Genomic DNA, 21,915 nt, shown 5'->3' on the forward strand with positions numbered 1-21,915 from the left:
AAAATTGTTGAAAAAGTGGGAGGGGCACTGAAATGGCTCAATCGAAAACGGATCCTCGAATACTAAGGACACGCAAATTAATCATGGATTCTTTTATTGAACTTTCAGCTAAAAAAGAATTTAAGGATATTACTGTTAAAGATATTACAACAGAGGCTATGATTAATCGAGCAACATTCTATTATCATTTTGAAGATATATATGACCTATTGGAAAAGGTCCTTTCAGAAGTATTGTTGATTAATTTAGATTGTGAGGCTTTCGAGAAAAACGAACTAAATGAAGAATCAATCATTAGTATGTTCATAGCGATCACGAATTTCCAAAAGTCTTTATCCAATCGCTGCCATAGAGGTTACGAAGAAACCATTGCACGTATTATCAGAGACCAGCTTGAAATACTTTTTTACAAATTGTTATTAAAGCAAAATACCACGAAAGAGGATGAAGCGCTAAAAATTACAGCTGTCATTTTAAGCTGGGGACTTTACGGGGCTTCTTTAGAATGGAGAAGAAATAATAAGAATATATCTCCAGAAGAATTTATCAAATCAGCCATTCCTTTTATCATGTCTGGGGTTGATTTTGGGGCTGAAAAATAAGAAAAAATAGCTAATCGTCAAATAATTTAAGCGAGAATTCGGTGGTAAGCAGTAATAGTGCGAAATGTTTCCTTCATTTCGCCTAAATAATGGCCTTAACCCAATAGAAGATCGAGCTAAAGCCATTATCGTGATTTTAGTTATTATACTGTCTACTTGAAAGGGTGCAGTTCATTTTTTATTTATTAAAAAGTCCTTCAGGAACTTCTGCATCCCAATTTTCCGGAATATCCAGACGCAGCGCATGGGCAATGACGGCAGCAGTATCTATATTTTCTACATTAGCTAATACTGTGCCAGGGTTAATCGACTTTCCTTTAGCAGTCCAGAAAATGGTCTGCTCTTCTTGGGAGGCTCCGCCATGACCTGTACCTTTTCCACCATGATCCGTTGTGACGATAATTAGGGTATCGTCCATAAGTCCTTCTTCTTCTATAGCTTTGACAATTTGGCCAACTTGTTGATCAGCTTTATGCCATGCCTCATACCATTTTGCACTGCCATAGCCATAATTGTGACCGGCACCATCCACTTCATCTAAATGAACAAAAATATTTCGACTGTTTTTACCTTCAGCTTTGATATAATCTACTGTTTTTTGTGCTGTATTAGTATCGTTACCACCATTTACTTTATAAGCTCCTGCAGAATCTTCAATAATTCCTTTATTGATCGGTGACCATGTAGTAAAGGAAGCTTGCTTAAGCATAGGACGTTCTTGTTTCAGCAATTTCATATAAGATGGATAAGGATTTTTTTCTGGGTAAGGATTATCTATATTTCCATTGTTTAGACCATGTTTTGAAGGTACAACCCCATGGAGCATGGATCCCCAATTTTGCCCGCTAATCGTTGGCAGCATGGCTTTTGCTTCATATGTTCCGGCACCTTCACTCATTAGCTTCTGTACATTTATTGCGTTTGCCTGAGGGTCTTTTACCCCATTTCCAGCTCCATCAATTCCAATGAATACTACTCGTTTGTATAGGAAGTCTTTCTTGTAAGGAGCTAATTTTTCTTCCATTATTTGTACATCGCTCCGATCCACTACTTTATCACCGTTAATATCAGCTTTTTGAGCTTGTTTCCAACGATTGTCACCTTCATGACTATTTTGGTTTTTCAGTATGAGTAATAGATCATCTTTCGTTAACAGCCCATCTCCTGACACATCGATGGAGTTAGTGACACGTACATTGGCTGTCGCTATTTTGCCGCCATCGACCGTTTTAACCACAACTGTTGCAACGCCAGGCTTTCCGGCAATAATGGTGGGACGTCCGTTAATCATTTCGATTTTCGCTACTGTATCATCACTGGAGCTCCATTCAACCTCTTTTACCGTCGCATCTATTGGAGTGACAGTTGCTGTCAGCGGCATAGGTGCACCCGCTTTTAGGTTGAGTTCAGTTTGATCCAGGGAAACGGATTCTACAGGAGTGGGTGGAAGCGGAGGTGCATTATCGTACATGGAGCGAACTTCCGTTTCGGTCAAGGTTTTTTGATAAATCTTAAGATCATCTAACTTTGCAGTCAAAGTAGCTCCGTATATTCCTGTACCGTCCTGCCCAATTTTGGTTGTATATGGGGAGTCGAGCGTTCCTTTTAAATTAGCAATATCTATTTCTTTGACTAGGTTTCCATCTTTGTAAAAGCGGGCGCTCCCATCTCGATCATGTGAGACGACGATATGATGCCATCTACTGTCGGCTACATTCGGTATGCTGGAATCCAATCGCCCGCTGTTAGATGTTTTGTAGTTCCATAGAAGATTGCCTCCACTGTTCAAGGCCAGTATCCATCCAGTGTTACTTCCAGAATTCCAGTTTTTATTCGAAATAATGGAAGGATCCCCATTGACCCCATCTGATTTAATCCAGAAGGATATAGAGAAATCAGTGCTTTCACCGAAACGGAGCTCACTTCGATTGCCTAAATCAACATATTGCCCTGTGGATGTAAAGTTAATGGCTTGTCCGATCCGTCCTTGGGTATATGCAGGGTTACCGTAGACCGCGGCGGAAACAGAGCTTGAAGAGCTATCGTTCGCATTATTGTCGAACTTCAAGTCTAGTACGGTTTCTTCATTAGCAAATACAACGGACGACATATTGTGGGACAGGATATTATATGGGATATCTTTACCGACTGCAGCAAATGACATCGCCATGGTTAATGTTGTTCCCACTGCTACTTTTTTAAACATGTTAGATTTCATTCATTTTCCCTCCAAATTTTAATAATCTGACTTCTCAATTGTAAGAAGCGAATGTAAATAAATTAGTAGATTTTTGTAAAGTATATTTTAATAATTTGTAAATAATACACAAAAAAAACAAATAAAACAATACGAGTGGTCAGTTTAATCTTTAAAAATAGTTTGTGTTTTGTGGTTTTAGCTGACTGTTAAACTACCTTTTAAATAACAAACATAACCAAGACATGTTATATTCTCTCTATTCTTACCATTCTACCGATGAACTCGAATTGTTTTAGATTATACCTTCAAATTGAATAACAAGATCGGCTAATCAAATCTTCTTACCTTCTCTCCCGTCGACTTTTCTATGTCGTTGATAAGGAGATATAAATTAATTAAGTAAAACAATAATAATCAACAAAAAAGCACAAAAAACAATATCTTTACATTCTGTTTATACAAGCTTAATATTGTGGTTTTATAGTAGGATTGTTGATAAGTTTCGTACATAAAGGGGAGGAAACCATGAAAAACCACATTGTTAAATTGTTTGTAGGTGTTATTTCATTAATGTTGTTAGCAGCCTGCGGTAATTCAAAAGCAGCATCTGAGGGTGGAAAGAGTGAAGGGGAGTTTTCAGGTGAATTAACAGTTTACACGGCTATAGAGGAAGAGTTGATTCCAGATTATCTCAAGTCCTTCAATGAAGCTTATCCGGATATTAAATTGAATATCGTCCGTGATTCCACTGGAGTAATTACAGCGAAGCTTCTATCTGAAGGGAAAAATACAAAAGGGGATGTAGTTTGGGGATTATCTGCTTCAAGTTTGCTGGCGTTAGAAGGAAAAGATATGCTCCAAGGATACACACCAAAAGGAAGCGATAAAATATTGCCTCCCTATAAGGATTCCGACCAACCCGAAAAATGGATTGGAAATACAGCATACCAAACAGGTATTGTTGTGAATACGGAGGAGCTGAAAAAACGTAATGTGCCTGTGCCGAAATCCTATGAAGATTTAGTAAAGCCAGATTACAAAGATTTAATAGTGATGCCTCACCCGGCTTCTTCCGGAACAGGATTTTTAACCATTTCAGCTTGGCTGCAAATGATGGGGGAAGAAAAAGCATGGGATTTCATGACCAAACTGCATGAAAATATTGCTACATACACACATTCTGGTTCTAAACCGGCAAAACTAGCCGCAGCAGGTGAGTATCCTATTGGTATTTCGCTCGTTTACAGCGGCATTCAGCAAAAGCAAACAGGTGCCCCGGTTGAAGTGATTCTTCCTCAAGAAGGGTTAGGCTGGGATGTAGAAGCAAATGCGTTGATTAAAAAAGCTGATATGAAAAACGAAAAACTAGCGAAAGCGTTTCTGGATTGGGCCATTACAGATGATGTAATGAAAAAATACTATGATGCAAATGGTTTTTCTACCATGAAAAATGACTTTGAAAAGCCTGAAGGGTTTCCAGAAGGCGTCGAGAAGAAAATGCTCCAAGGAAATGATTTAAAATGGGCTGCTGAAAACCGTGATGATATCCTGAAAACCTGGGATTCGCAGTTCGGTAAAAAAGCGGAACCGAAAGAATAGTATCCTGTAGTGCTGTGGGAAGCCCCTTTTTCCCGCAGCGGTGATTACAATAACCTCTAAAAAAGGAGAGGAGAATTTCCAATGAGCACCTCTTTTTTAAATATTAAAAATGTCAGTAAAAAGTTTGGGCAATTTTCGGCCTTAGACGAAATATCATTTAGCATAAAGAAAAATGAATTTGTTTGTTTGCTTGGTCCGAGCGGCTGCGGAAAAACCACATTATTACGTATTATTGCAGGACTTGAGGAAGCGACATCCGGTAAGATTGAGCTTGATGGGAAGGACATTACAGCACTTCCACCAAGTAAACGTGATTTTGGGATTGTTTTTCAATCATATGCACTGTTCCCAAATTTAACCGCTCTCCAAAATATTGAATATGGATTAAAAAATCGCAATTTTTCTAAAAAAGAGTATAAAGACCGCGCTCTTGAAGCACTGGAATTGGTAGATTTAGTACATGTAAAAGACAAGTACCCCGCACATTTATCCGGAGGGCAGCAGCAGCGTGTTGCTTTAGCCCGTGCAATCGCATTTTCACCAAAGTTTTTGCTGCTTGACGAGCCGTTATCAGCGTTAGATGCAAAGGTCCGTGAAAAATTGCGGCGCGAGATTCGTTCTATCCAAGAGAGAATTGGAATTACAACCATTATGGTAACCCATGATCAAGAGGAGGCATTAACAATGGCAGATAAAATTGTTGTCATGAATAATGCTGAAATTATGCAAGTTGGATCACCACAAACGATTTATTATCAACCTTCAAATCCTTTTGTGGCTGATTTTATCGGATCGATAAATCTATGGAAAGAGCAGAACCATTGTACACGAACGATGGCCATACGACCAGAGCATGTCCAAATCAACGCAAAAGGAGGGGTCGAGGGGTTTGTGGAGCATGTGGAATTCAGGGGACCTTTATATCGTCTTCAAGTTAGAGTGAATGAGCAAACTTCATTCCTGTTTAATAGGGTCATGAAAGTCGATATGACCTCCCAGGCCATTCAACAATTTAATATTAGAAAAGGTTCTAAAATTTCAATATCACTGCCACATGAGCAATTGTTAGCATATGAAGAACAGGTGGTTGTGTAGATGAATTCAGTATTAACCGATATAAGCCCGAACAAAAAAGTAAAACTGAGAATTGGGGCAAATGAATGGCTAGAGCGATTATTAGTCACCATGGTTTTGGCATTTTTTCTGATAACGCTTGTGTTTCCTCTGCTTGCGTTATTTGCCCAAGCTTTGTACAACAAAGACAATATATTTGTTGGTATAGAAAATTTTATTGAATATTTTCAGACAGCCACACTTGTTTCGTCTTTAAAAAATACTTTATTTATTTCAACTATCACGATGTTCATTTCTGTCACACTTGCCTTTTTTTACGCTTACTCGATTACTAGAACAAGAATAGTAGGAAAAGGCATTTTCCGTTATATGGCACTTCTTCCCTTGTTTGCGCCAACGATGATGCACGGAATTGCCCTAATGTACTTATTTGGTAATCAAGGCTTCATTACAAAAGGCTTTTTCGGGTTATTTCCAGGTATGGATCTTCATCTTTACGGCCCTGTCGGAATCATAATGGCAGAGATTGTATATACATTCCCGCAGGCGTTTTTAATCTTGTTGATTACGTTAAAAACAACGGACAATCGGCTTTATGAAGCTGCAGAAACACTTGGAACGGGTAAATGGAAACAATTTTTAACGATTACGCTCCCCAGTGCCAAATATGGTTTGATTAGTTCGATGTTCGTAGTCTTTACATTGAGCTTTACCGATTATGGTGCACCAAAAGTAGTTGGTGGGCAGTACAATGTTTTAGCAACAGATATCTATAAACAAGTTGTCGGTCAGCAAAACCTATCAATGGGTGCCACGGTTGGTTTTATATTAATGATACCTGCTGTCTTTGCCTTTATCGTTGATCAAATGACCCAGCGAAAGCAATCTACGTATCTATCGTCAAAATCTGTGCCTTATAAAATAGGGAAAAATCGTAAAAGAGACCTTGCTGCGTTTCTCTACTGTTCCTTCCTAACGGGGTTTATCCTTATACTCATGTTTGCTGTGATGGCTGCGGCATTAGTAAAAGTTTGGCCATACAATCTTCATTTGACATTGGACCATTTTAGTTTTTCAAGTTATACCGGTGATGGATTAGCAGCTTATAAAAATAGTTTGATTGTATCATTCTTAACTGCGGTTCTCGGAACAATTCTGACATTTTTATTTGCCTATGCGATTGAAAAAATACGTAAGCTGTTCGTTTATCGAAAAATCAGCTACCTTTTATCGATTATTCCACTTGCCGTTCCAGGGCTAGTAATTGGCATAAGCTACGTTTTTTTCTTTAGCAGGCCGGAAATCATCATTTTGAACTGGTCGATTTCCAATCCGTTTCATTCGCTGTATGGGACGATTTGGATCATTGTTCTGGCAAATATTCTTCATTTTTACTCAGTGGCATTTGTAACAGCGACAACGGCTTTAAAAAAGCTTGACCGGGAATTTGAATTGGTTTCGGAATCTATGGGAATACCACTTTATAAAACTTTTTTTAAAATTACGGTACCAATGTGCCTTCCGGCGATCCTGGAAATGTCGATGTTTTATTTTGTTAATTCGATGGTGACTATTTCAGCTGTTGTTTTTCTTTATTCTGCTGATTTTAAATTAGCGGCCATCTCCATTGTCAATATGGATGATGCCGGAAATTGGGCATCTGCAGCAGCGATGAGTGTATTAATTGTTTTCACAAACATTGTCGTGAAATTGTTATATGAATTAGGACTTAAAAGATTGAAAAAGAGGACTGAACGTTGGCAGCTTACAAATGAAAATTAAGAGGAGTGTATGTAATGATGGCAAATATTGAAGGAATTATTTTTGATTGGGCAGGGACGACAATCGATTATGGGTGTTTTGCGCCTTTAAACGTTTTTCTCGAAGTGTTTAAAAAGCGAAGTGTTGACATTACGTTAGAGGAAGCGCGCGAACCGATGGGTATGCTTAAAATTGATCATATTCGCACGCTTACAGAAATGCCAAGAGTAAGGAATGAATGGATCACTAAAACCGGTAAAGCACCAACAGAACAGGATGTCATCGAAATGAACGATGATTTTGAGCGGACACTGCTTGAAATTTTGCCTGATTTTACAACACCGATTCCAGGAGTGACCGAGACAATTCAAGCCCTTAGAGACCGTGGATTGAAAATCGGTTCAACTACTGGTTATACCAAAGAGATGATCGAAATTGTTTATCCGAGAGCAAAAGAAAAAGGCTACTCTCCTGATTTTTATATCGCCTCAGATGAAGTGAAAAGCGGACGTCCTTATCCTTGGATGTGCTATCAAAATGCCATGGAATTGGAAGTTTTCCCGATGAATCGTTTAGTAAAGGTAGGTGATACAAAGATTGACATGGAAGAAGGACGTAATGCAGGGATGTGGACGGTTGGTATCGTTCTTGGCAGCAGTACGCTAGGGCTTTCTGAAGAAGAGGTCAAAGGGCTGGATCCAGCAATGCTTGAAGAAAAAATGAAAACGGTGAGGAAGAAGTTATTTGATGCTGGGGCACATTACGTCATTGATTCTATCCATGAATTGGTAAGTGTCGTTGAAGAGATTGATAAAAAAGAACTAGTTGAACTGTGAGAGGATGAAGAATGTGAATAACGCATATCTATTATTGACACCAGGGCCGCTAACCACATCTGAAAATGTTCGCTCTGCCATGCTTAAAGATTGGTGTACATGGGATGACGAATACAACCAGCTTGTTCAAAAAATCAGGAGAAAACTAGTTGATTTAGCCACCCATTATCGACATGAATATACGTCTGTTTTAATGCAGGGAAGCGGGACGTTTGTTGTTGAATCAGTCATTGGTACTGTTATGCCAAAAGAGTCTGGAAAACTTTTAATCGCGGCAAATGGCGCTTACGGAAAACGAATGATCCAAATAGCAAACGTGTTAAATATAGATACCGTAGTTAGTATTACGAATGAACAAGAGCCAGTTAATATTCTGGAAATAGAGCAAATCCTAAAAAGTGATGACACCATTACACACGTAGCGGTTGTTCATTGTGAAACGACGACAGGTATTTTAAACCCCATTGAAGCGATTTGCCGTCTGGCAAAGAAATATAACAAAATAACAATCGTTGATGCGATGAGCAGTTTTGGCGGCATTGACTTAGATGTACATGATTATCAAATAGATTATTTAATTTCAAGTGCGAATAAGTGCATCCAGGGTGTCCCGGGATTTGGCTTTGTCATTGCAAAAACAGATGAATTGGAAAAATGCAAAGGGAATGCCCGTTCATTATCGTTAAATCTTTATGATCAGTATGAAACGATGGAAAACAATCATGGCAAATGGCGGTTTACCTCCCCTACACATGTTGTCCATGCATTTTATCAAGCACTAATGGAACTAGAAGAAGAGGGCGGGATTCCAGCAAGACATAAGCGCTATAAAAATAATCAAAAAATCCTTGCCAAAGGAATGGAGGAGATCGGGTTTAGACCTTTGGTTAAAGAAGAGTACCAATCACCGATTATTACTTCTTTCTGTTTTCCTAATTCAACTTTTAATTTTCGCTCATTTTATTTGTCATTAAAGCAAAATGGTTTTGTGATCTATCCTGGAAAGGTTTCGGAAATAGATACATTTAGAATCGGAAATATTGGGGAAGTTTATGAAAACGACATTATCAATTTGATAAATGCTGTAAATGAATCATGTTTGAAACTTGAGGGAGCTGTGAAGATATGAAGGTTTTCTGTCTTGGAGGAGCAGGGAAAATTTGCCGAGAAGCTGTTTTAGACTTAGTTCAATTTTCGGATTTTGAAAAAATAACGGTAGCGGATTTTAATGAAGAAGAAGGTCGCAAAGTTGTTGAATGGTTAAATGACCCGCGGGTAGATTTTATGAAAGTAAATGTGCTGGATCATGATGAGACCGTTGCAAAAATGAAAGGCTATGATATTGTTATGGACGGTACGACCATTAAATTAAACGGCAAATCTACTGCATGTATTGCCGAAGCAGGCTGCCATGGCGTCAATTTAAATGGATTCGGTGAAGAGAATCATTCCCATCAAACCTTTGTTGAAAAAGGAAAAACATGCTTACCGGGCTTCGGTATGACGCCGGGGTTAACACAGATGATGGCTATGTATGCTGCTAACAAGCTGGATACGGTTGAAAGTGTTCGTGTTAGTCATGGATCCTATCGGCCGATTGCATTTTCAAAATCCATAACGGAAACAACTACATATGAATATGATCCCAATCTGCCGGGAAGGGTTGTTTATGAAAACGGTGAATTTCTACAAGTGCCACCATTTGCACGCCCAAGGGAAATTGAGCTTCCTGAACCATATGGAAAAGGGATTCAATATATCATTCCACATGCAGAGACAAAAACGCTAGCAAAGGCTTTAAAAGCAAAAGGCATTCACTTAATTGAAGTGCGTGGAACATGGCCTAAACAAAATATGCAGCTGGTTAAAGCACTTTATGATTATGGTTTTTTACGAAATGATTTGATTACCATAAATGGAAAAGAAGTAGGAATCTTAGATTGTGTTGCCGAATATTTATATCAGTCACAAGAAGGCACGGAGACAGAATTATATGGGTATGCATTACATGTCGAAGTAATCGGTAAGAAAAATGGGGAAACATTTCAACATGTTCTCACACATACCCATCCAAGATCAGATGGTTCTGTAGAAGGATGGGAAAAGCTTCGAGCCTATACGAGGAATGTGGCGATTCCGTTTGCCATCGCGGTACAATTAATTGCCAAAGGTGAAGTAAAACAAGCAGGGATTTTAACGCCTGAAGACGCGTTTAAAAACCCAAGTATTATTTTTGAAGAATTAAAAAGGCGTGATATATTTATACATGAAAGGGTAGGAAAGTTACGAGAAACGGTACCCGTTTAAAAGGTTGTAAGGGAGCAGTTTTTTATGTCGTTACTGGCTGAGGAAAGAAAAAGAAAAATTATAGAACTGATCGAAAAGTACGGACAGGTCAAGGTTGCTGATCTTGCTGAAGATTTTCAGGTTTCAACCGAATCAATCCGCAGATATCTTGAAGAGTTAGAACATGAACGTAAATTAAAAAAGGTATACGGCGGTGCTGTGAAAGTTTCAGATGACATTGAAGAGCCGACCTTGTTTGACAGGGAAATTTTACACATTGATGAAAAGAGAAAAATTTCCAAAAAGGCGCTGACGTTCATTGAACATAATGATGTTATTATGATTGATGAAGGCAGTACCACACTGCAAATGATTGATGGTTTGAAAGAGTTTAAAGGTTTAACAGTCATAACGAATTCATTTCCGGCAGCCTCAAAGTTAATTTCCTTTGCAAATAAAAACCTATTTGATGGGGAAATTATTTTCCTTGGCGGGAATATTCGTCATCGGCATTATCGTACTTCAGGATCTTTAGCTGAAAGAATGGCTGCAGAATTTTACGCTGATAAAGCATTTATTTCGATTGATGGTCTTGAACTTGAAGCAGGGATGACAAGCTATGATTTAGAGAAGTCAATACTAACACAAAACTTTATTAAAAACTCAAAAAATAGTATTGTCTTGACTGATCGTACAAAAATTGGCGTAAAAGCAAATTATCGAATAGCTTCAGTTCAAGAGATAGATTACATTATTACGGACTTCGAGCTGGATGCAAAGAGCAAAGAATACAAAGGAATAAGTGAGAAATGGGTTGTCTGTTAAGAGGGTGCCCCAAATGGTTAAAAGGTTCAAATCATCAATGATTTGAACCTTTTATTTAATTTCATAAATAAATTAACATCTATTGATTAATTCATCGCTTCCTCATAATCTTAAACCCATTATCTGCTTTCTCGAAACCAATCCGAGGATAATAGTCCATTGCAATAGGGGAGGACAGAAGCAGTAAAGTGACCTCTTCTCCAATCTGCTCTTGCAGTAATTTCACAAGCTTTTTACCAATCCCGTTTTTTTGAAAATCTTGGTCAACCGCTAAGTCGGAAAGATAGCAGCAATAGCTGAAATCCGTAATTGCTCTAGCGATTCCTACGAGTTTTTCATCATCCCAGGCGGTGAAAGTAAGGTCTGCATTGTCTATCATTTTTTGCAGTCTCGGCAGATCATCAGCTGGTCTATTGATACCAGATGCCTTGAAAAGTCGTGACAGTTCTTCCGGTATAATCGGTGTATTCAATTTGTACTCAATCATCATCATTCCCCCTTTTTCAAAAATTTACTGTTAAACTGGTATAATTAAAAGAATCAGATTTTGTTATTTTAGTGGTACCAGAGATACGCAAGGAGGGACCCACGAATGATTGAAATGACCCCTATTTTAGAAAAAAACGGTGTAAAGCCTTTGTATATGCAGCTTGCAAACTATATTAAACAAGAAATTTTATCGGGAAGCATGAAGGCTAATGAAAAATTGCCTTCAAAAAGAACTTTGGCCAGTTATTTGGGTTTAAGTGTTAATACAGTAATGTCTGCTTATGACCAACTGAGTGCCGAGGGGTTTGTGGTTAGTAAACCGCGGCAGGGACTATATGTTGCAGCCTTAGAGGATGACATTGCTGCCGGCCAAGTGTATTTGGAGCCATATAAGGTGAAAAGTATTCAAAATCAAAAACCTATTCAAATTGATTTTAATTCCGGAAAGGTAGATTTGGAGCATTTTCCATATGTCATATGGCGAAAATTGACCATCCAATCGTTATACGAGGATCAAGGGGAGTTATTTTACAACGGAGACCGGCAGGGGGAATTGCAGCTGCGGGAGCAAATTGCTAAGTATTTATATGCTTCAAGGGGTGTGAGGTGCTCGGCCGACCAAATCATCATCGGTGCCGGTACACAGATGCTTATTGGGTTATTGTGTTTGATGATTGGCAAAGGACATACCTTTGCCCTGGAGAATCCTGGTTTTCATCGAACTAAAGCTGTTTTACAAGATTTTGGTGCCCGTACGATTCCTATTGCACTTGATGAAGAGGGGATTGATCTGAAGCAATTGAAAAACAGTAAAGCCAGTATTGCATATGTGACCCCTTCACATCAATTTCCTTTTGGAATGATCATGCCCATCTCGCGTCGAATGGAGCTGCTAAAATGGGCGGAGGACAATAATGGCTATATTATTGAAGACGATTACGACGGTGAATATCGTTATAAAGGTAGACCCATCCCATCGCTTCAGGGGCTGGATACAAAAGGAAATGTCATTTATTTAGGGACATTTTCGAAGTCGCTGATTCCATCAATCCGCATTAGTTATATGGTTCTGCCTCAAAAGCTTATGGAAAAATATCGAGAGCATTTTACTATTTATAAACAGACAGCCTCCCGCCTTCATCAGCAAACGCTTTATCTTTTTATGAAGGAGGGTTATTGGCAAAGCCATTTAAATAAAATGAGAACCCTTTACCGTAGAAAGCACGCTATGTTAATGTCCGCTATTAAAAAGCACTTAGGGGATAAGGTAAATGTGATTGGTGCGAATTCGGGACTTCATATTGTACTGAAAGTGAAGAAAAAGATGGCGGAGGAGGAGTTAATTAGGCTGGCGATGAATGTTGGGGTGAAAGTATATCCATTATCGATTTATTATCATGAATCTGATGAAAGTCTGGATTCTAGAGTCCTGCTGGGATTTGGTGGTTTATCGGAATCGGAAATTGATACGGGAATTCGGTTATTAAAAGAGGCGTGGGGGCTCTAATTTTGAGTGTTATATTTGGGTATGTTATTTTGGATAGTTTGAAAGGAAAATAGAAAAGACAAAAAAGACCTGTACCATTCATAATAAAATGGCAGGTCTTTTTCAAACTTAACCTTTTTCCACTAACTCCCCGCAATACTGATTAATCATTTTCACTGCCCTGGTTTGACTGATGCCTAGATCCTTTGCTACTTTTCTTGAGCTTTTATATTTTTTATACGATTGAACAACTAACGTTTCTTTCACATGCTCGAGAGCGTCATCAAGATTTGACGGAAGCGTATATTGCGATTGCGGCTGGATATTATTCGTGATTAACTCTGGCAAATCATTAATTTGGATGATCGAGTCGCTCGTGACAACGAGCCGCTCCATCACGTTTTCAAGCTGACGAATGTTTCCCGGCCACGAATATGAATTAAAAACGTCCAAGCAATCCTGTGAGATAATCTTGTTCATTTCATATTTTTTATTAAATTTGTACAAAAAATTATAGGTTAATGGAATAATATCTTCCTTCCGCTCTCTTAATGGCGGCAGCTTTAGGTCGATAATATTCAGACGATAGAATAAATCCTCCCGAAATTGGTTGTTACGGACCATCTGGATTAAATCGCGGTTCGTTGCGGCGATAATACGGACATCCACCTTCTTAATTTCATTTTTCCCAATCGGGATGAATTGTTTCTCTTGGATGACCTGCAGTAATTTTGCCTGTAAGGAAAGCGGCATTTCGCCAATTTCATCAAGAAATAATGTACCTTGGTCTGCGATTTCCAGCAGGCCTTTTTTTCCGTATTTGCTGGCTCCGGTAAAAGCGCCTTCTGCATAACCAAAAAGCTCGGATTCTAGTAAATCCCCTGGCAGAGCGGCACAATTTATTTTTAAAAACGTTTTGTTTTTGCGTATGCTAATATCGTGAATATACTGTGCTAACACACCTTTTCCTGTACCAGATTCCCCTTGTATTAAGATAGTAGAATCGACCTTGGCGATTTTTTCGCACACCTTTAAGATGTCTTTCATTTTGCTGCAATTGGTGATCGGAGTAGCGTTATGTGTGATTTCAGGATTAACCACTTCTCGTTCCTTCTTAATGCTTTTAAAGGTTTGCAGCTCCTGTGAAGTCGTTACTACCAGTTCAATCTCATTGTCATCATTTAAAATTGGTACAGCTGTTGTCAATAATTCTGCGCCGATATAGGTTGTCTGCCTGATTGTAACTGGTTTCTTTTCTTTGAAAACCTGCGGGATGATCGATGGCTTCCAATATCCTTTTTCGAATAGTTCTATATTATACTTGCCAACGACATCCTCGGGCTTAAGGCCATAATGCCTCTCACACACACTATTAACAAAAATAATCTGTTGGTTACCATCAATGACAAAGATTTCGTCAGATGAGTGATTAAGGATTCTTCGTAATGTTTCCCCTGTAATTTCCGGTATTTGCATATTTTCTAACATTTAAATCAAACTCCTTGTAAAAAAATGAGTTGATATTAATTCAATTGAGTTTAAACTAACTCAATTATACTAAAAAACAGAAAGAAAAGTGATACTTTTTATATAAATCAGTCTATTTGGAAAGTTGGCATGATAATTGCATCAGATATTGATAATTCAGTAAGAAGTTTATCTTTATCAGGAGCCCGCTTCTTCTAATTTAACTAAATATTCAACCTCTTGTAAACGTTTTACACTATATTTAAAGCGTAAATAGTATTTTTAAAGGTGAATTGTTTCTGACTCGTTTTGCAGGAAGAGAAATAGACACTTAATGAAAAAAATAAAGATACACCAGAAATATAGGTTTAGATTGAAGGAGGGAAAAATCAAAAGATGGAATACAACAAATATAATGCTTACAAAATGATGACTCCTGAAATGCTTGAAACATTAAAAAAACAAAATGAACTTGTTGATGATGCATTTTCAACGGATGTAACCTTTGAAGAAATGCGTGAAAACTATATTAAAGAAAGAAAGTTTTGGAATGAAGGTGGTCCTGAACCCCAAAAAACCATTGATATACGGGTAGAAGGACCATATGGGCCGATTCCAATCCGTTTTCACTACCCAATTCGAAGGACAGGCAAAGGGGCAGTTGTCTATATTCATGGAGGCGGTTTCGTAGTAGGAAATCTTGATACCCATAGTAAAATTATGCGCTTATTAATGAATGAAACAGAATCAGTGGTCATTGGAATTGATTATCATTTAGCTCCTGAATATAAGTACCCAACACAGGTAGAAGAGTGTGCCCTCATAGTCGAGTGGCTGCGAGCTCATTCAGAAGAATATGATATCGATAGGAATGATATTGCCCTTGCAGGGGATTCAGCCGGCGCCAATTTATCATTAGCAGCGGCTCTGTATCTAAGAGATACAAAGCAAGATATTTCTTACTTACGTGGTTTACTTCTTTATTACGGTGCTTATGGATTAACTGATTCGAAATCAATGCGTTTGTTTGGCGGAGATTACGATGGATTAAGTCGTAAAGATTTATTGGCCTATACTAAAATGTATATCGGTGAAGAAAATGCAGATTTATGTTATTTTGACTGCTTCTCTAATGACTTAACTAAAGGAGTGCCTCCTTGTTATATTGCATGCGGCGAACTAGATCCGCTATTGGATGATAGTAAATTATTATTTGATATTTTGAAATACAATAAGGGAAAAGTTGAGTTTGAAAAATTTAAAGGTGTGATTCATGCTTTCTTACATCACTCCCGAATCCTTCCGGAAGCGATAGAGGCCATTCAACATGGTGCCGTTTTCTATAAATCATTAGCAAAATTTTAAATGCCCTCTGTTTATCCAAGCAACTATTATAAAAAAAGAGGGTCTATCTGCATTCAAAAAAGGGTTACTTATCAAATTTTCACAAAATGAGTTGATTTTGATTCGAATTGAGTTAAAAACAACTCAATATTTTGGGTGAGTGTGAAATAAAAACGACATTTTTCGCGTAAATAACGCTATTTTGAAAGTTGGCACGATACTTGCATTATATTTTAGTGAAAGCTGTAAGAGGTTTAACTCTTAAGGAGTTCTCTTATTTTAAATTGACTAAATATTCGCCCCTTTGTAAACGTTTAACACTATATTCATAGTGCAAATAGTAGTTTGCAAGGTGAATTATTTTTAACTCAGTATTTGCAAAGGGAATAATGAATATTTAGTGCCAACCGTATGTGAAAAAATGATTTAAAAAATTGATAAATTTAAAGGAGAGGTTTTGACCATGGCAACTTATAATCCGGTAATCAACAAAGCAGAGAAAACATTTGAAAGATCGTTAACGTATGATCTTTATACAGATCCGAAGGTGTATCAGCAAGAAATAAATGATGTATTTGCAAAATCATGGCAGCTAGTAGGTCATGTGAGTCAAGTTGAAAAAGCGGGCCAGTTCTTTACATGTGAAGTTGCTGGGGAACCAATTCTTGTGACACGTGGTAAAGACGAAGTAATTCGTGCATTCTACAATGTTTGTCCGCACCGTGCTACAAAGTTAGAAAAAGCTGAAGCTGGAACAAAGAAAATCTTTGCCTGCGGCTACCATGGCTGGACATTCCATTTAGACGGCCAACTAAATAAAGCACCAAACTTCTCTGGTGAAGATGCTCATTGTGTAAGCGACCGTTGCTTACGTTCTGTAAGAATGGAAATTGGTGAGGGACTGATTTTCGTTAATCTTGATGATAATGCTGTGCCGTTAGCTGAAGCGTATGGCGATTTCTTTGACCGTTTAGCAAAGTTCCCATTCCTAGGCGAGCTTAAGAGAATTAACCAAAAAACTCGTGTGATTAAAGCTAACTGGAAAGCATTTATTGACAACTATTTAGAGTGTGACCACTGCCATGTGGCTCATCCAAGCTTTATCGCTACATTAGATATGAAAAACTATCAAATTGTTACATGCCAAAATTATTCTGTTCAAGCTTCTGTTGTAAAACCAGATAGAAAAATGGGGACAACTGACCTAAATGAAGCAGAATTCCAAGGCGGCGAGTTCTACTGGTTATGGCCAAATCTGATGGTAACCATCTATCCAGGACCAGCCAACATGGCAACAATTCAAATGGTTCCAATTGACCACGAAACAACGTTAGGGGTTTACACATACTACTTTAGAGATGAGAACTTAAGTCAAGAAGAACAAGACTTAGTAACATTTGCTGAACAAGTAAGAGCTGAGGATGTTGAACTAGTAGAATTGGAGCAAATTGGCTTCCGTTCACGTGCATTTAACCAAGGGGTTTACTCTTCATCTGAAAAGGCAATTGTACAATTTCACGAAATGGTATTGGAGGCGTTAGGACGATGACAAAAGTAGAAACTGTTGAGAAAAAACATTTATTTATTAATGGTGTGGATGTAGAGGCGGCTGAGTATGCCCCTCTATACTCTCCGTATTCAGGAGAAAAAATTGCTGACATTGCAATGGCAGATGAAGAGCTAACGCGCGAGGCTATCAAAGCAGCTGAAGCAGGCTTTCAAGTGATTTCCAAAATGCCTGCCTATAAGCGTGCTGCTATTTTAGAAAAAGTGGCAAAGTTATTGGAAGAAAGATTAGAAGAAGCAGCAACCGTTATTTCAAGAGAATCTGCTAAGCCTATTGTGTTTGCTAAAGGTGAGGTTTCAAGAACCATTGAAACCTATAAATTTGCGGCAGAGGAAGCAAAACGAATCCATGGTGAGACCATTCCATTCGATGCATCTCCTGGCGGTGTGGGAAGAATCGGTTATACGACCCGTAAGCCAATTGGGGTGATTGGAGCGATTACTCCGTTTAACTTCCCTATGAATCTAGTAGCTCATAAGGTTGGACCAGCGGTTGCTTCAGGTAACTCTATCGTCTTAAAACCAGCGTCACAAACCCCATTAACGGCGCTATATATTGCACAGTTATTTAAAGAAGCGGGTCTACCTGATGGCGTGTTAAATGTCGTAACAGGTTCAGGTTCTGTGGTTGGTGAAGAGATTATTCGTGATCACCGTGTTGCTATGATTACTTTTACAGGCAGCCCAGGGGTTGGAATCGCTATTCGTAATAAAGCCGGTCTTAAGAGAACGACTTTAGAGCTTGGTTCCAATGCAGCTGTTATCCTTGATAAGGATACAAATGTGGATAGCGTTGTAGACCGCCATGTAACAGGAGCATTCTCCAACCAAGGCCAAGTATGTATTTCCTTACAGCGTGTTTATGCCCATGAAGATGTGTACGAAGAATTTGTAGAAAAATTTGCTGTGAAGGCAAAAGAATTAAAAATCGGTGATCCGTTAGATCCGGAAACCTATATTTCTGCGTTAATTTCGAAGAAGGAAACAGAACGTGCATTAGGCTGGATTGAAGAAGCGAAACAAAATGGCGCCGTAGTAGTTACCGGTGGCAAATTAACGGCTGATGGAGTACTTGAACCGACGATCATCACAAACGTTGATCCAAAGCAGAAGGTTTCCTGCCAAGAGGTTTTTGCACCAGTGGTAATTGTTAATAAGGTAAGCTCTGTAGAAGAAGCAATCGACTACGTGAATGATTCTCGCTACGGTTTACAGGCAGGTGTTTATACAAAAAATGTAGATAAAGCTTTGCTTGCAAGTGAAATCCTTGAAGTTGGGGCTGTTATGATCAATGACATTCCAACCTTCCGTGTTGACCATATGCCTTACGGCGGGGTAAAAGAGAGCGGAACAGGCCGTGAAGGAATTAAATACGCAGTTGAGGAAATGACAGAATTAAAATTAGTTGTTTGGAACCGAGGCGAATGAGAATGAGCACATATAAAATTGCGGTCATTGCCGGGGACGGAATCGGTCCTGAGGTACTCCAAGAAGGGATTAAAGTTCTGGATAAAATATCAGAACTAGATGGTTCACTTAAGTTAGAATATACCTACTTCCCATGGGGCTGCGAATATTACACAAAGCATGGCGTGATGATGGATGAGGACGGAATCGAAAAATTAAAAGACTTTGACGCCATTTTTCTAGGTGCCGTAGGGTTCCCTGGTGTTCCTGACCATATTTCGTTATGGGATCTACTCTTAAAAATTAGAAAAAGCTTTGATCAATACATCAATATCCGCCCAATTAAATTAATTAAAGGCGCCCCATGTCCATTAAAAGATGTGAAACGCGAAGATATCGATATGCTGTTTATTCGTGAAAACAGCGAGGGTGAATATGCCGGAGCCGGCGATTGGTTATTTAAGGGCAAGGAAAACGAAGTGGTTTTACAAACTGGGGTATTTTCACGCAAAGGAACGGAAAGAGTCATCCGCTATGCGTTTGAAACCGCCCGTAAAGAAGGAAAATCACTTACAAGCATCAGTAAGGGAAATGCCTTAAATTATTCAATGGTTTTCTGGGATCAAGTATTTGAGGAAGTTGCCAAAGAATATCCTGATGTTAAAACAGCTTCTTACTTAGTTGATGCGGCAGCGATGTTAATGATTACCGATCCGAAAAGATTCGAAGTGGTCGTTACTTCCAACCTATTCGGTGATATTTTAACGGACTTAGGCGCAGCATTAGCTGGGGGAATAGGGCTTGCAGCTGGTGCGAACGTTAATCCGGAAAGAACATTTCCGTCCATGTTCGAGCCAATTCATGGGTCTGCACCAGATATTGCTGGAAAAGGTCTTGCCAATCCATTGGCAACGATTTGGTCAGCAAGTCAGCTGCTAGATTTCTTAGGATATGAACAGTACGGCAAGCTCGTTCTAAATGCCGTAGAGGAGCTTCTTGTAGAAGGTAAAGTGTTAACACCTGATATGAAGGGGACGGCTTCTACGTCTGAAGTTGGCGACAGAGTGGCAAGTATTGTCAGCTCACTGGCACCATCTGCGGTGGTAGAATAGTAGGTAGCAAAGCGGTGTATGAAGTTGGGAGGCTTCATACACTGCTGTTATCTCCTTTTTTCTGAAAATTAACATTTATCTACTTTTTATACAAACAATGGAAATCGCTTACATGATGGAATAGCTTTAATCGTGTAAATTTACAGATGAAGGAGCGATTGGATGAGTAGCAAGAAAGCAGTTTTTTATATTTCGTTAATACTAAGCCTTGGGTTAATTAGTGTAGGGGTATTTGCTCCAAAAAGCTTAGAAAGCTTCTCGAGCTCTTCTCTTAGTTTTATCTATAACAATCTTGGTTGGTTTATATTAGGCAGTGTTTTTCTCTTCTTTGCATTCTGCATGTATATTGGATTATCAAAGTTCGGCCATATTCGTCTTGGGGATGATGATGACCGCCCGGAATATAAGACAGGTACCTGGATTGGCATGCTGTTTAGTGCTTCAATTGGGATTAGCCTGGTCTTTTGGGGAGTGGCGGAACCTGTTTCGTATTATGTTGATCCTCCATTTGGACAAGCAGCTTCCGAACAGTCAGCAAAGCTCGCAATGCAATTTGTCTTCCTTCATTGGGGTGTGTCTGCATGGGCCTGCTATGCGCTAGTAGGTGTTTCCCTAGCATTCTTTCAATTTCGCAAAAAATTACCAGCTTCATTAAGCTCGGTTTTCTATCCATTAGTTGGTGATAAAATCAGAGGTACTTTTGGTAAAGTAATTGATATCATTGTTATTCTTTCCATTGTGATTGGGATTGCCACCTCGCTGGGATTTGGTACATTGCAGGTAAACACCGGTGTGAACTATTTGTGGGGAATCCCGGTAAATATTAATATCCAGGCATTGATTATTATTGTCGTTACTTTTATTTATGTTGGTTCAACCGTTTCCGGTTTGCAAGGGGCGATGAAGCATCTATCAAATTTAAATATGTTCCTTGCCTTTGCATTATTAGGATTTGTCCTGTTCCTTGGTCCGACGCAATCTATTTTTAAAATCTTTTTCCAAGGGATTGGCGATTATGTACAAAACTTTATCGGTATGTCCTTCCGCACGGAGCCATATAACGACGGCAAATGGATTTCCAGCTGGACGTTATTCTATTTCGGCTGGTGGATTGCTTGGGCTCCGCTGGTTGGAAGCTTTGTAGCGAGAATTTCCAAAGGCCGGACAATTAAAGAATTTATGTTTGGTGCTGTTTTCATTCCGGTGCTAGGTTCGTTCTTCTGGTTCTCAGTCATGGGCGGCTCGGCGCTTCATTTGATTCAAAATATGGGTAAACAAGCACTGGCAACTGCAGTTTCAACAGATGTAACATCAGCTTTATTCAAGTTCTTCGACTATTTCCCAATGGGTACCTTCTTAAGTATTTTAGCAATGGTGCTTGTGTTAGTATTCTTTATTACATCTGCAAACTCAGCTGTTTTCGTTTTAGGGATGATTAGTGAAAATGGGAACCCAAACCCGACTCACTTAACAAAAATTATTTGGGGAATTGTCATTGCGGCAATTTCAGTCGTCCTGATCATGACTGGCGGATTAGCCGGATTGCAGTCAGCGCTAGTAGCAACAGCCGTACCGCTGGCGATATTAATGATTTTCATGTGCTATTCAACCTTAAAAGGTTTGAAAGAGGAGCTTATTGTTACACCAAATACCAGCAGTAAAACAGTAAAAGTAAAAAGCGGAATGCTTTCAGAAAAAAAAGCACAGTAAATAATTAGAGGGGTTAATCTTAACCCCTCCTTATCGAAGGGGAAAAAGCTCCCTTCGAATTATACATTAAATTAACAGATTATTACCAATCTTCTGCATCTGTTGAACTAACGTTACACTCTTTTGAACCGTCTGTTTTATACATTCTAAC

General features: G+C 38.8%; 17 protein-coding genes. 14 read left to right on the forward strand and 3 right to left on the reverse strand.

Annotation, left to right across the window (positions count from 1 at the left end; genetic code table 11):
• Positions 1 to 32: 32 nt before the first annotated feature.
• The gene (locus A6749_RS14475; protein ID WP_066390777.1) at positions 33 to 602 is read left to right on the forward strand and encodes a TetR/AcrR family transcriptional regulator; all 570 of its coding nucleotides are present in this window, start codon (positions 33 to 35) and stop codon (positions 600 to 602) included.
• A 178-nt stretch (positions 603 to 780) separates the two neighbouring features.
• On the opposite strand, the gene A6749_RS14480 is transcribed toward A6749_RS14475, so the two are convergent.
• Positions 781 to 2,820, reverse strand: coding sequence for a LamG-like jellyroll fold domain-containing protein (locus A6749_RS14480; protein WP_066390785.1), 2,040 nt, complete (start codon positions 2,818 to 2,820; stop codon positions 781 to 783).
• Positions 2,821 to 3,327: 507 nt separating this feature from the next.
• Here A6749_RS14480 and A6749_RS14485 point away from each other — a divergent pair.
• The 7 genes from A6749_RS14485 (at position 3,328) to A6749_RS14515 (ending at position 11,183) form a co-directional block, all read left to right on the forward strand.
• On the forward strand, positions 3,328 to 4,401 hold the full coding sequence (locus A6749_RS14485; protein WP_066390787.1) for a putative 2-aminoethylphosphonate ABC transporter substrate-binding protein: 1,074 nt from the start codon (positions 3,328 to 3,330) through the stop codon (positions 4,399 to 4,401).
• A gap of 81 nt (positions 4,402 to 4,482) precedes the next feature.
• Positions 4,483 to 5,496 (forward strand): putative 2-aminoethylphosphonate ABC transporter ATP-binding protein, encoded by a 1,014-nt coding sequence (locus A6749_RS14490; RefSeq protein WP_066390790.1) that lies wholly within the window; start codon positions 4,483 to 4,485, stop codon positions 5,494 to 5,496.
• Positions 5,497 to 7,257, forward strand: coding sequence for a putative 2-aminoethylphosphonate ABC transporter permease subunit (locus A6749_RS14495; protein ID WP_066390793.1), 1,761 nt, complete (start codon positions 5,497 to 5,499; stop codon positions 7,255 to 7,257). It begins immediately after the preceding gene.
• 17 nt (positions 7,258 to 7,274) lie between these two features.
• A complete protein-coding gene (phnX, locus tag A6749_RS14500; RefSeq protein ID WP_066400970.1) occupies positions 7,275 to 8,072 on the forward strand; it encodes a phosphonoacetaldehyde hydrolase in 798 nt (265 codons plus the stop codon).
• Between the two features lie 13 nt (positions 8,073 to 8,085).
• Positions 8,086 to 9,201 carry a 2-aminoethylphosphonate--pyruvate transaminase gene (gene phnW, locus A6749_RS14505; protein ID WP_066390795.1) on the forward strand — a complete coding sequence of 372 codons (1,116 nt, stop codon included), beginning with the start codon at positions 8,086 to 8,088 and terminating at the stop codon, positions 9,199 to 9,201.
• Entirely contained in the window at positions 9,198 to 10,379 is a 1,182-nt protein-coding gene (locus tag A6749_RS14510; RefSeq protein WP_066390797.1) for a saccharopine dehydrogenase family protein, read from the forward strand. Before phnW ends, A6749_RS14510 begins: the two co-directional genes overlap by 4 nt.
• A gap of 24 nt (positions 10,380 to 10,403) precedes the next feature.
• A complete protein-coding gene (locus tag A6749_RS14515; protein ID WP_066390799.1) occupies positions 10,404 to 11,183 on the forward strand; it encodes a DeoR/GlpR family DNA-binding transcription regulator in 780 nt (259 codons plus the stop codon).
• 91 nt (positions 11,184 to 11,274) lie between these two features.
• Here A6749_RS14515 and A6749_RS14520 read toward each other — a convergent pair whose 3' ends face one another.
• The gene (locus A6749_RS14520) at positions 11,275 to 11,673 is read right to left on the reverse strand and encodes a GNAT family N-acetyltransferase (protein ID WP_180321132.1); all 399 of its coding nucleotides are present in this window, start codon (positions 11,671 to 11,673) and stop codon (positions 11,275 to 11,277) included.
• A gap of 102 nt (positions 11,674 to 11,775) precedes the next feature.
• Here A6749_RS14520 and pdxR point away from each other — a divergent pair, with 102 nt between their 5' ends.
• Complete coding sequence (gene pdxR / locus A6749_RS14525; protein WP_066390803.1) at positions 11,776 to 13,179, forward strand: MocR-like pyridoxine biosynthesis transcription factor PdxR; 1,404 nt, start codon at positions 11,776 to 11,778, stop codon at positions 13,177 to 13,179.
• A 108-nt stretch (positions 13,180 to 13,287) separates the two neighbouring features.
• Here the strand turns inward: pdxR and A6749_RS14530 are convergent, their stop codons facing one another.
• Entirely contained in the window at positions 13,288 to 14,646 is a 1,359-nt protein-coding gene (locus A6749_RS14530) for a sigma-54 interaction domain-containing protein (RefSeq protein WP_127484714.1), read from the reverse strand.
• A 375-nt stretch (positions 14,647 to 15,021) separates the two neighbouring features.
• On the opposite strand from A6749_RS14530, the gene aes reads away from it, so the two are divergent.
• From aes to A6749_RS14555, 5 genes are all read left to right on the forward strand, one after another.
• Positions 15,022 to 15,990, forward strand: coding sequence for an acetyl esterase (gene aes / locus A6749_RS14535; RefSeq protein WP_066390810.1), 969 nt, complete (start codon positions 15,022 to 15,024; stop codon positions 15,988 to 15,990).
• A 442-nt stretch (positions 15,991 to 16,432) separates the two neighbouring features.
• Complete coding sequence (locus tag A6749_RS14540) at positions 16,433 to 17,518, forward strand: aromatic ring-hydroxylating oxygenase subunit alpha (protein ID WP_066390811.1); 1,086 nt, start codon at positions 16,433 to 16,435, stop codon at positions 17,516 to 17,518.
• Positions 17,515 to 18,963, forward strand: coding sequence for an aldehyde dehydrogenase family protein (locus A6749_RS14545; protein WP_066390817.1), 1,449 nt, complete (start codon positions 17,515 to 17,517; stop codon positions 18,961 to 18,963). Before A6749_RS14540 ends, A6749_RS14545 begins: the two co-directional genes overlap by 4 nt.
• A gap of 2 nt (positions 18,964 to 18,965) precedes the next feature.
• Positions 18,966 to 20,054 (forward strand): tartrate dehydrogenase, encoded by a 1,089-nt coding sequence (locus A6749_RS14550; RefSeq protein ID WP_066390820.1) that lies wholly within the window; start codon positions 18,966 to 18,968, stop codon positions 20,052 to 20,054.
• A 162-nt stretch (positions 20,055 to 20,216) separates the two neighbouring features.
• Complete coding sequence (locus A6749_RS14555) at positions 20,217 to 21,764, forward strand: BCCT family transporter (RefSeq protein ID WP_066390834.1); 1,548 nt, start codon at positions 20,217 to 20,219, stop codon at positions 21,762 to 21,764.
• Positions 21,765 to 21,915: the final 151 nt, after the last annotated feature.

Source organism: Neobacillus mesonae (assembly GCF_001636315.1).
In the GTDB taxonomy this organism is placed as follows: Bacteria; Bacillota; Bacilli; order Bacillales; family Cytobacillaceae; genus Neobacillus; species Neobacillus mesonae.

Bases quoted from the DNA above. Each gene is read 5' to 3' on its own strand.
- A6749_RS14475 (WP_066390777.1), top strand. From the start codon at position 33: ATGGCTCAATCGAAAACGGATCCTCGAATACTAAGGACACGCAAATTA.
- A6749_RS14480 (WP_066390785.1), bottom strand. From the start codon at position 2,820: ATGAAATCTAACATGTTTAAAAAAGTAGCAGTGGGAACAACATTAACC.
- A6749_RS14485 (WP_066390787.1), top strand. From the start codon at position 3,328: ATGAAAAACCACATTGTTAAATTGTTTGTAGGTGTTATTTCATTAATG.
- A6749_RS14490 (WP_066390790.1), top strand. From the start codon at position 4,483: ATGAGCACCTCTTTTTTAAATATTAAAAATGTCAGTAAAAAGTTTGGG.
- A6749_RS14495 (WP_066390793.1), top strand. From the start codon at position 5,497: ATGAATTCAGTATTAACCGATATAAGCCCGAACAAAAAAGTAAAACTG.
- phnX (WP_066400970.1), top strand. From the start codon at position 7,275: ATGGCAAATATTGAAGGAATTATTTTTGATTGGGCAGGGACGACAATC.
- A6749_RS14510 (WP_066390797.1), top strand. From the start codon at position 9,198: ATGAAGGTTTTCTGTCTTGGAGGAGCAGGGAAAATTTGCCGAGAAGCT.
- A6749_RS14515 (WP_066390799.1), top strand. From the start codon at position 10,404: ATGTCGTTACTGGCTGAGGAAAGAAAAAGAAAAATTATAGAACTGATC.
- A6749_RS14520 (WP_180321132.1), bottom strand. From the start codon at position 11,673: ATGATGATTGAGTACAAATTGAATACACCGATTATACCGGAAGAACTG.
- pdxR (WP_066390803.1), top strand. From the start codon at position 11,776: ATGATTGAAATGACCCCTATTTTAGAAAAAAACGGTGTAAAGCCTTTG.
- A6749_RS14530 (WP_127484714.1), bottom strand. From the start codon at position 14,646: ATGTTAGAAAATATGCAAATACCGGAAATTACAGGGGAAACATTACGA.
- aes (WP_066390810.1), top strand. From the start codon at position 15,022: ATGGAATACAACAAATATAATGCTTACAAAATGATGACTCCTGAAATG.
- A6749_RS14540 (WP_066390811.1), top strand. From the start codon at position 16,433: ATGGCAACTTATAATCCGGTAATCAACAAAGCAGAGAAAACATTTGAA.
- A6749_RS14545 (WP_066390817.1), top strand. From the start codon at position 17,515: ATGACAAAAGTAGAAACTGTTGAGAAAAAACATTTATTTATTAATGGT.
- A6749_RS14550 (WP_066390820.1), top strand. From the start codon at position 18,966: ATGAGCACATATAAAATTGCGGTCATTGCCGGGGACGGAATCGGTCCT.
- A6749_RS14555 (WP_066390834.1), top strand. From the start codon at position 20,217: ATGAGTAGCAAGAAAGCAGTTTTTTATATTTCGTTAATACTAAGCCTT.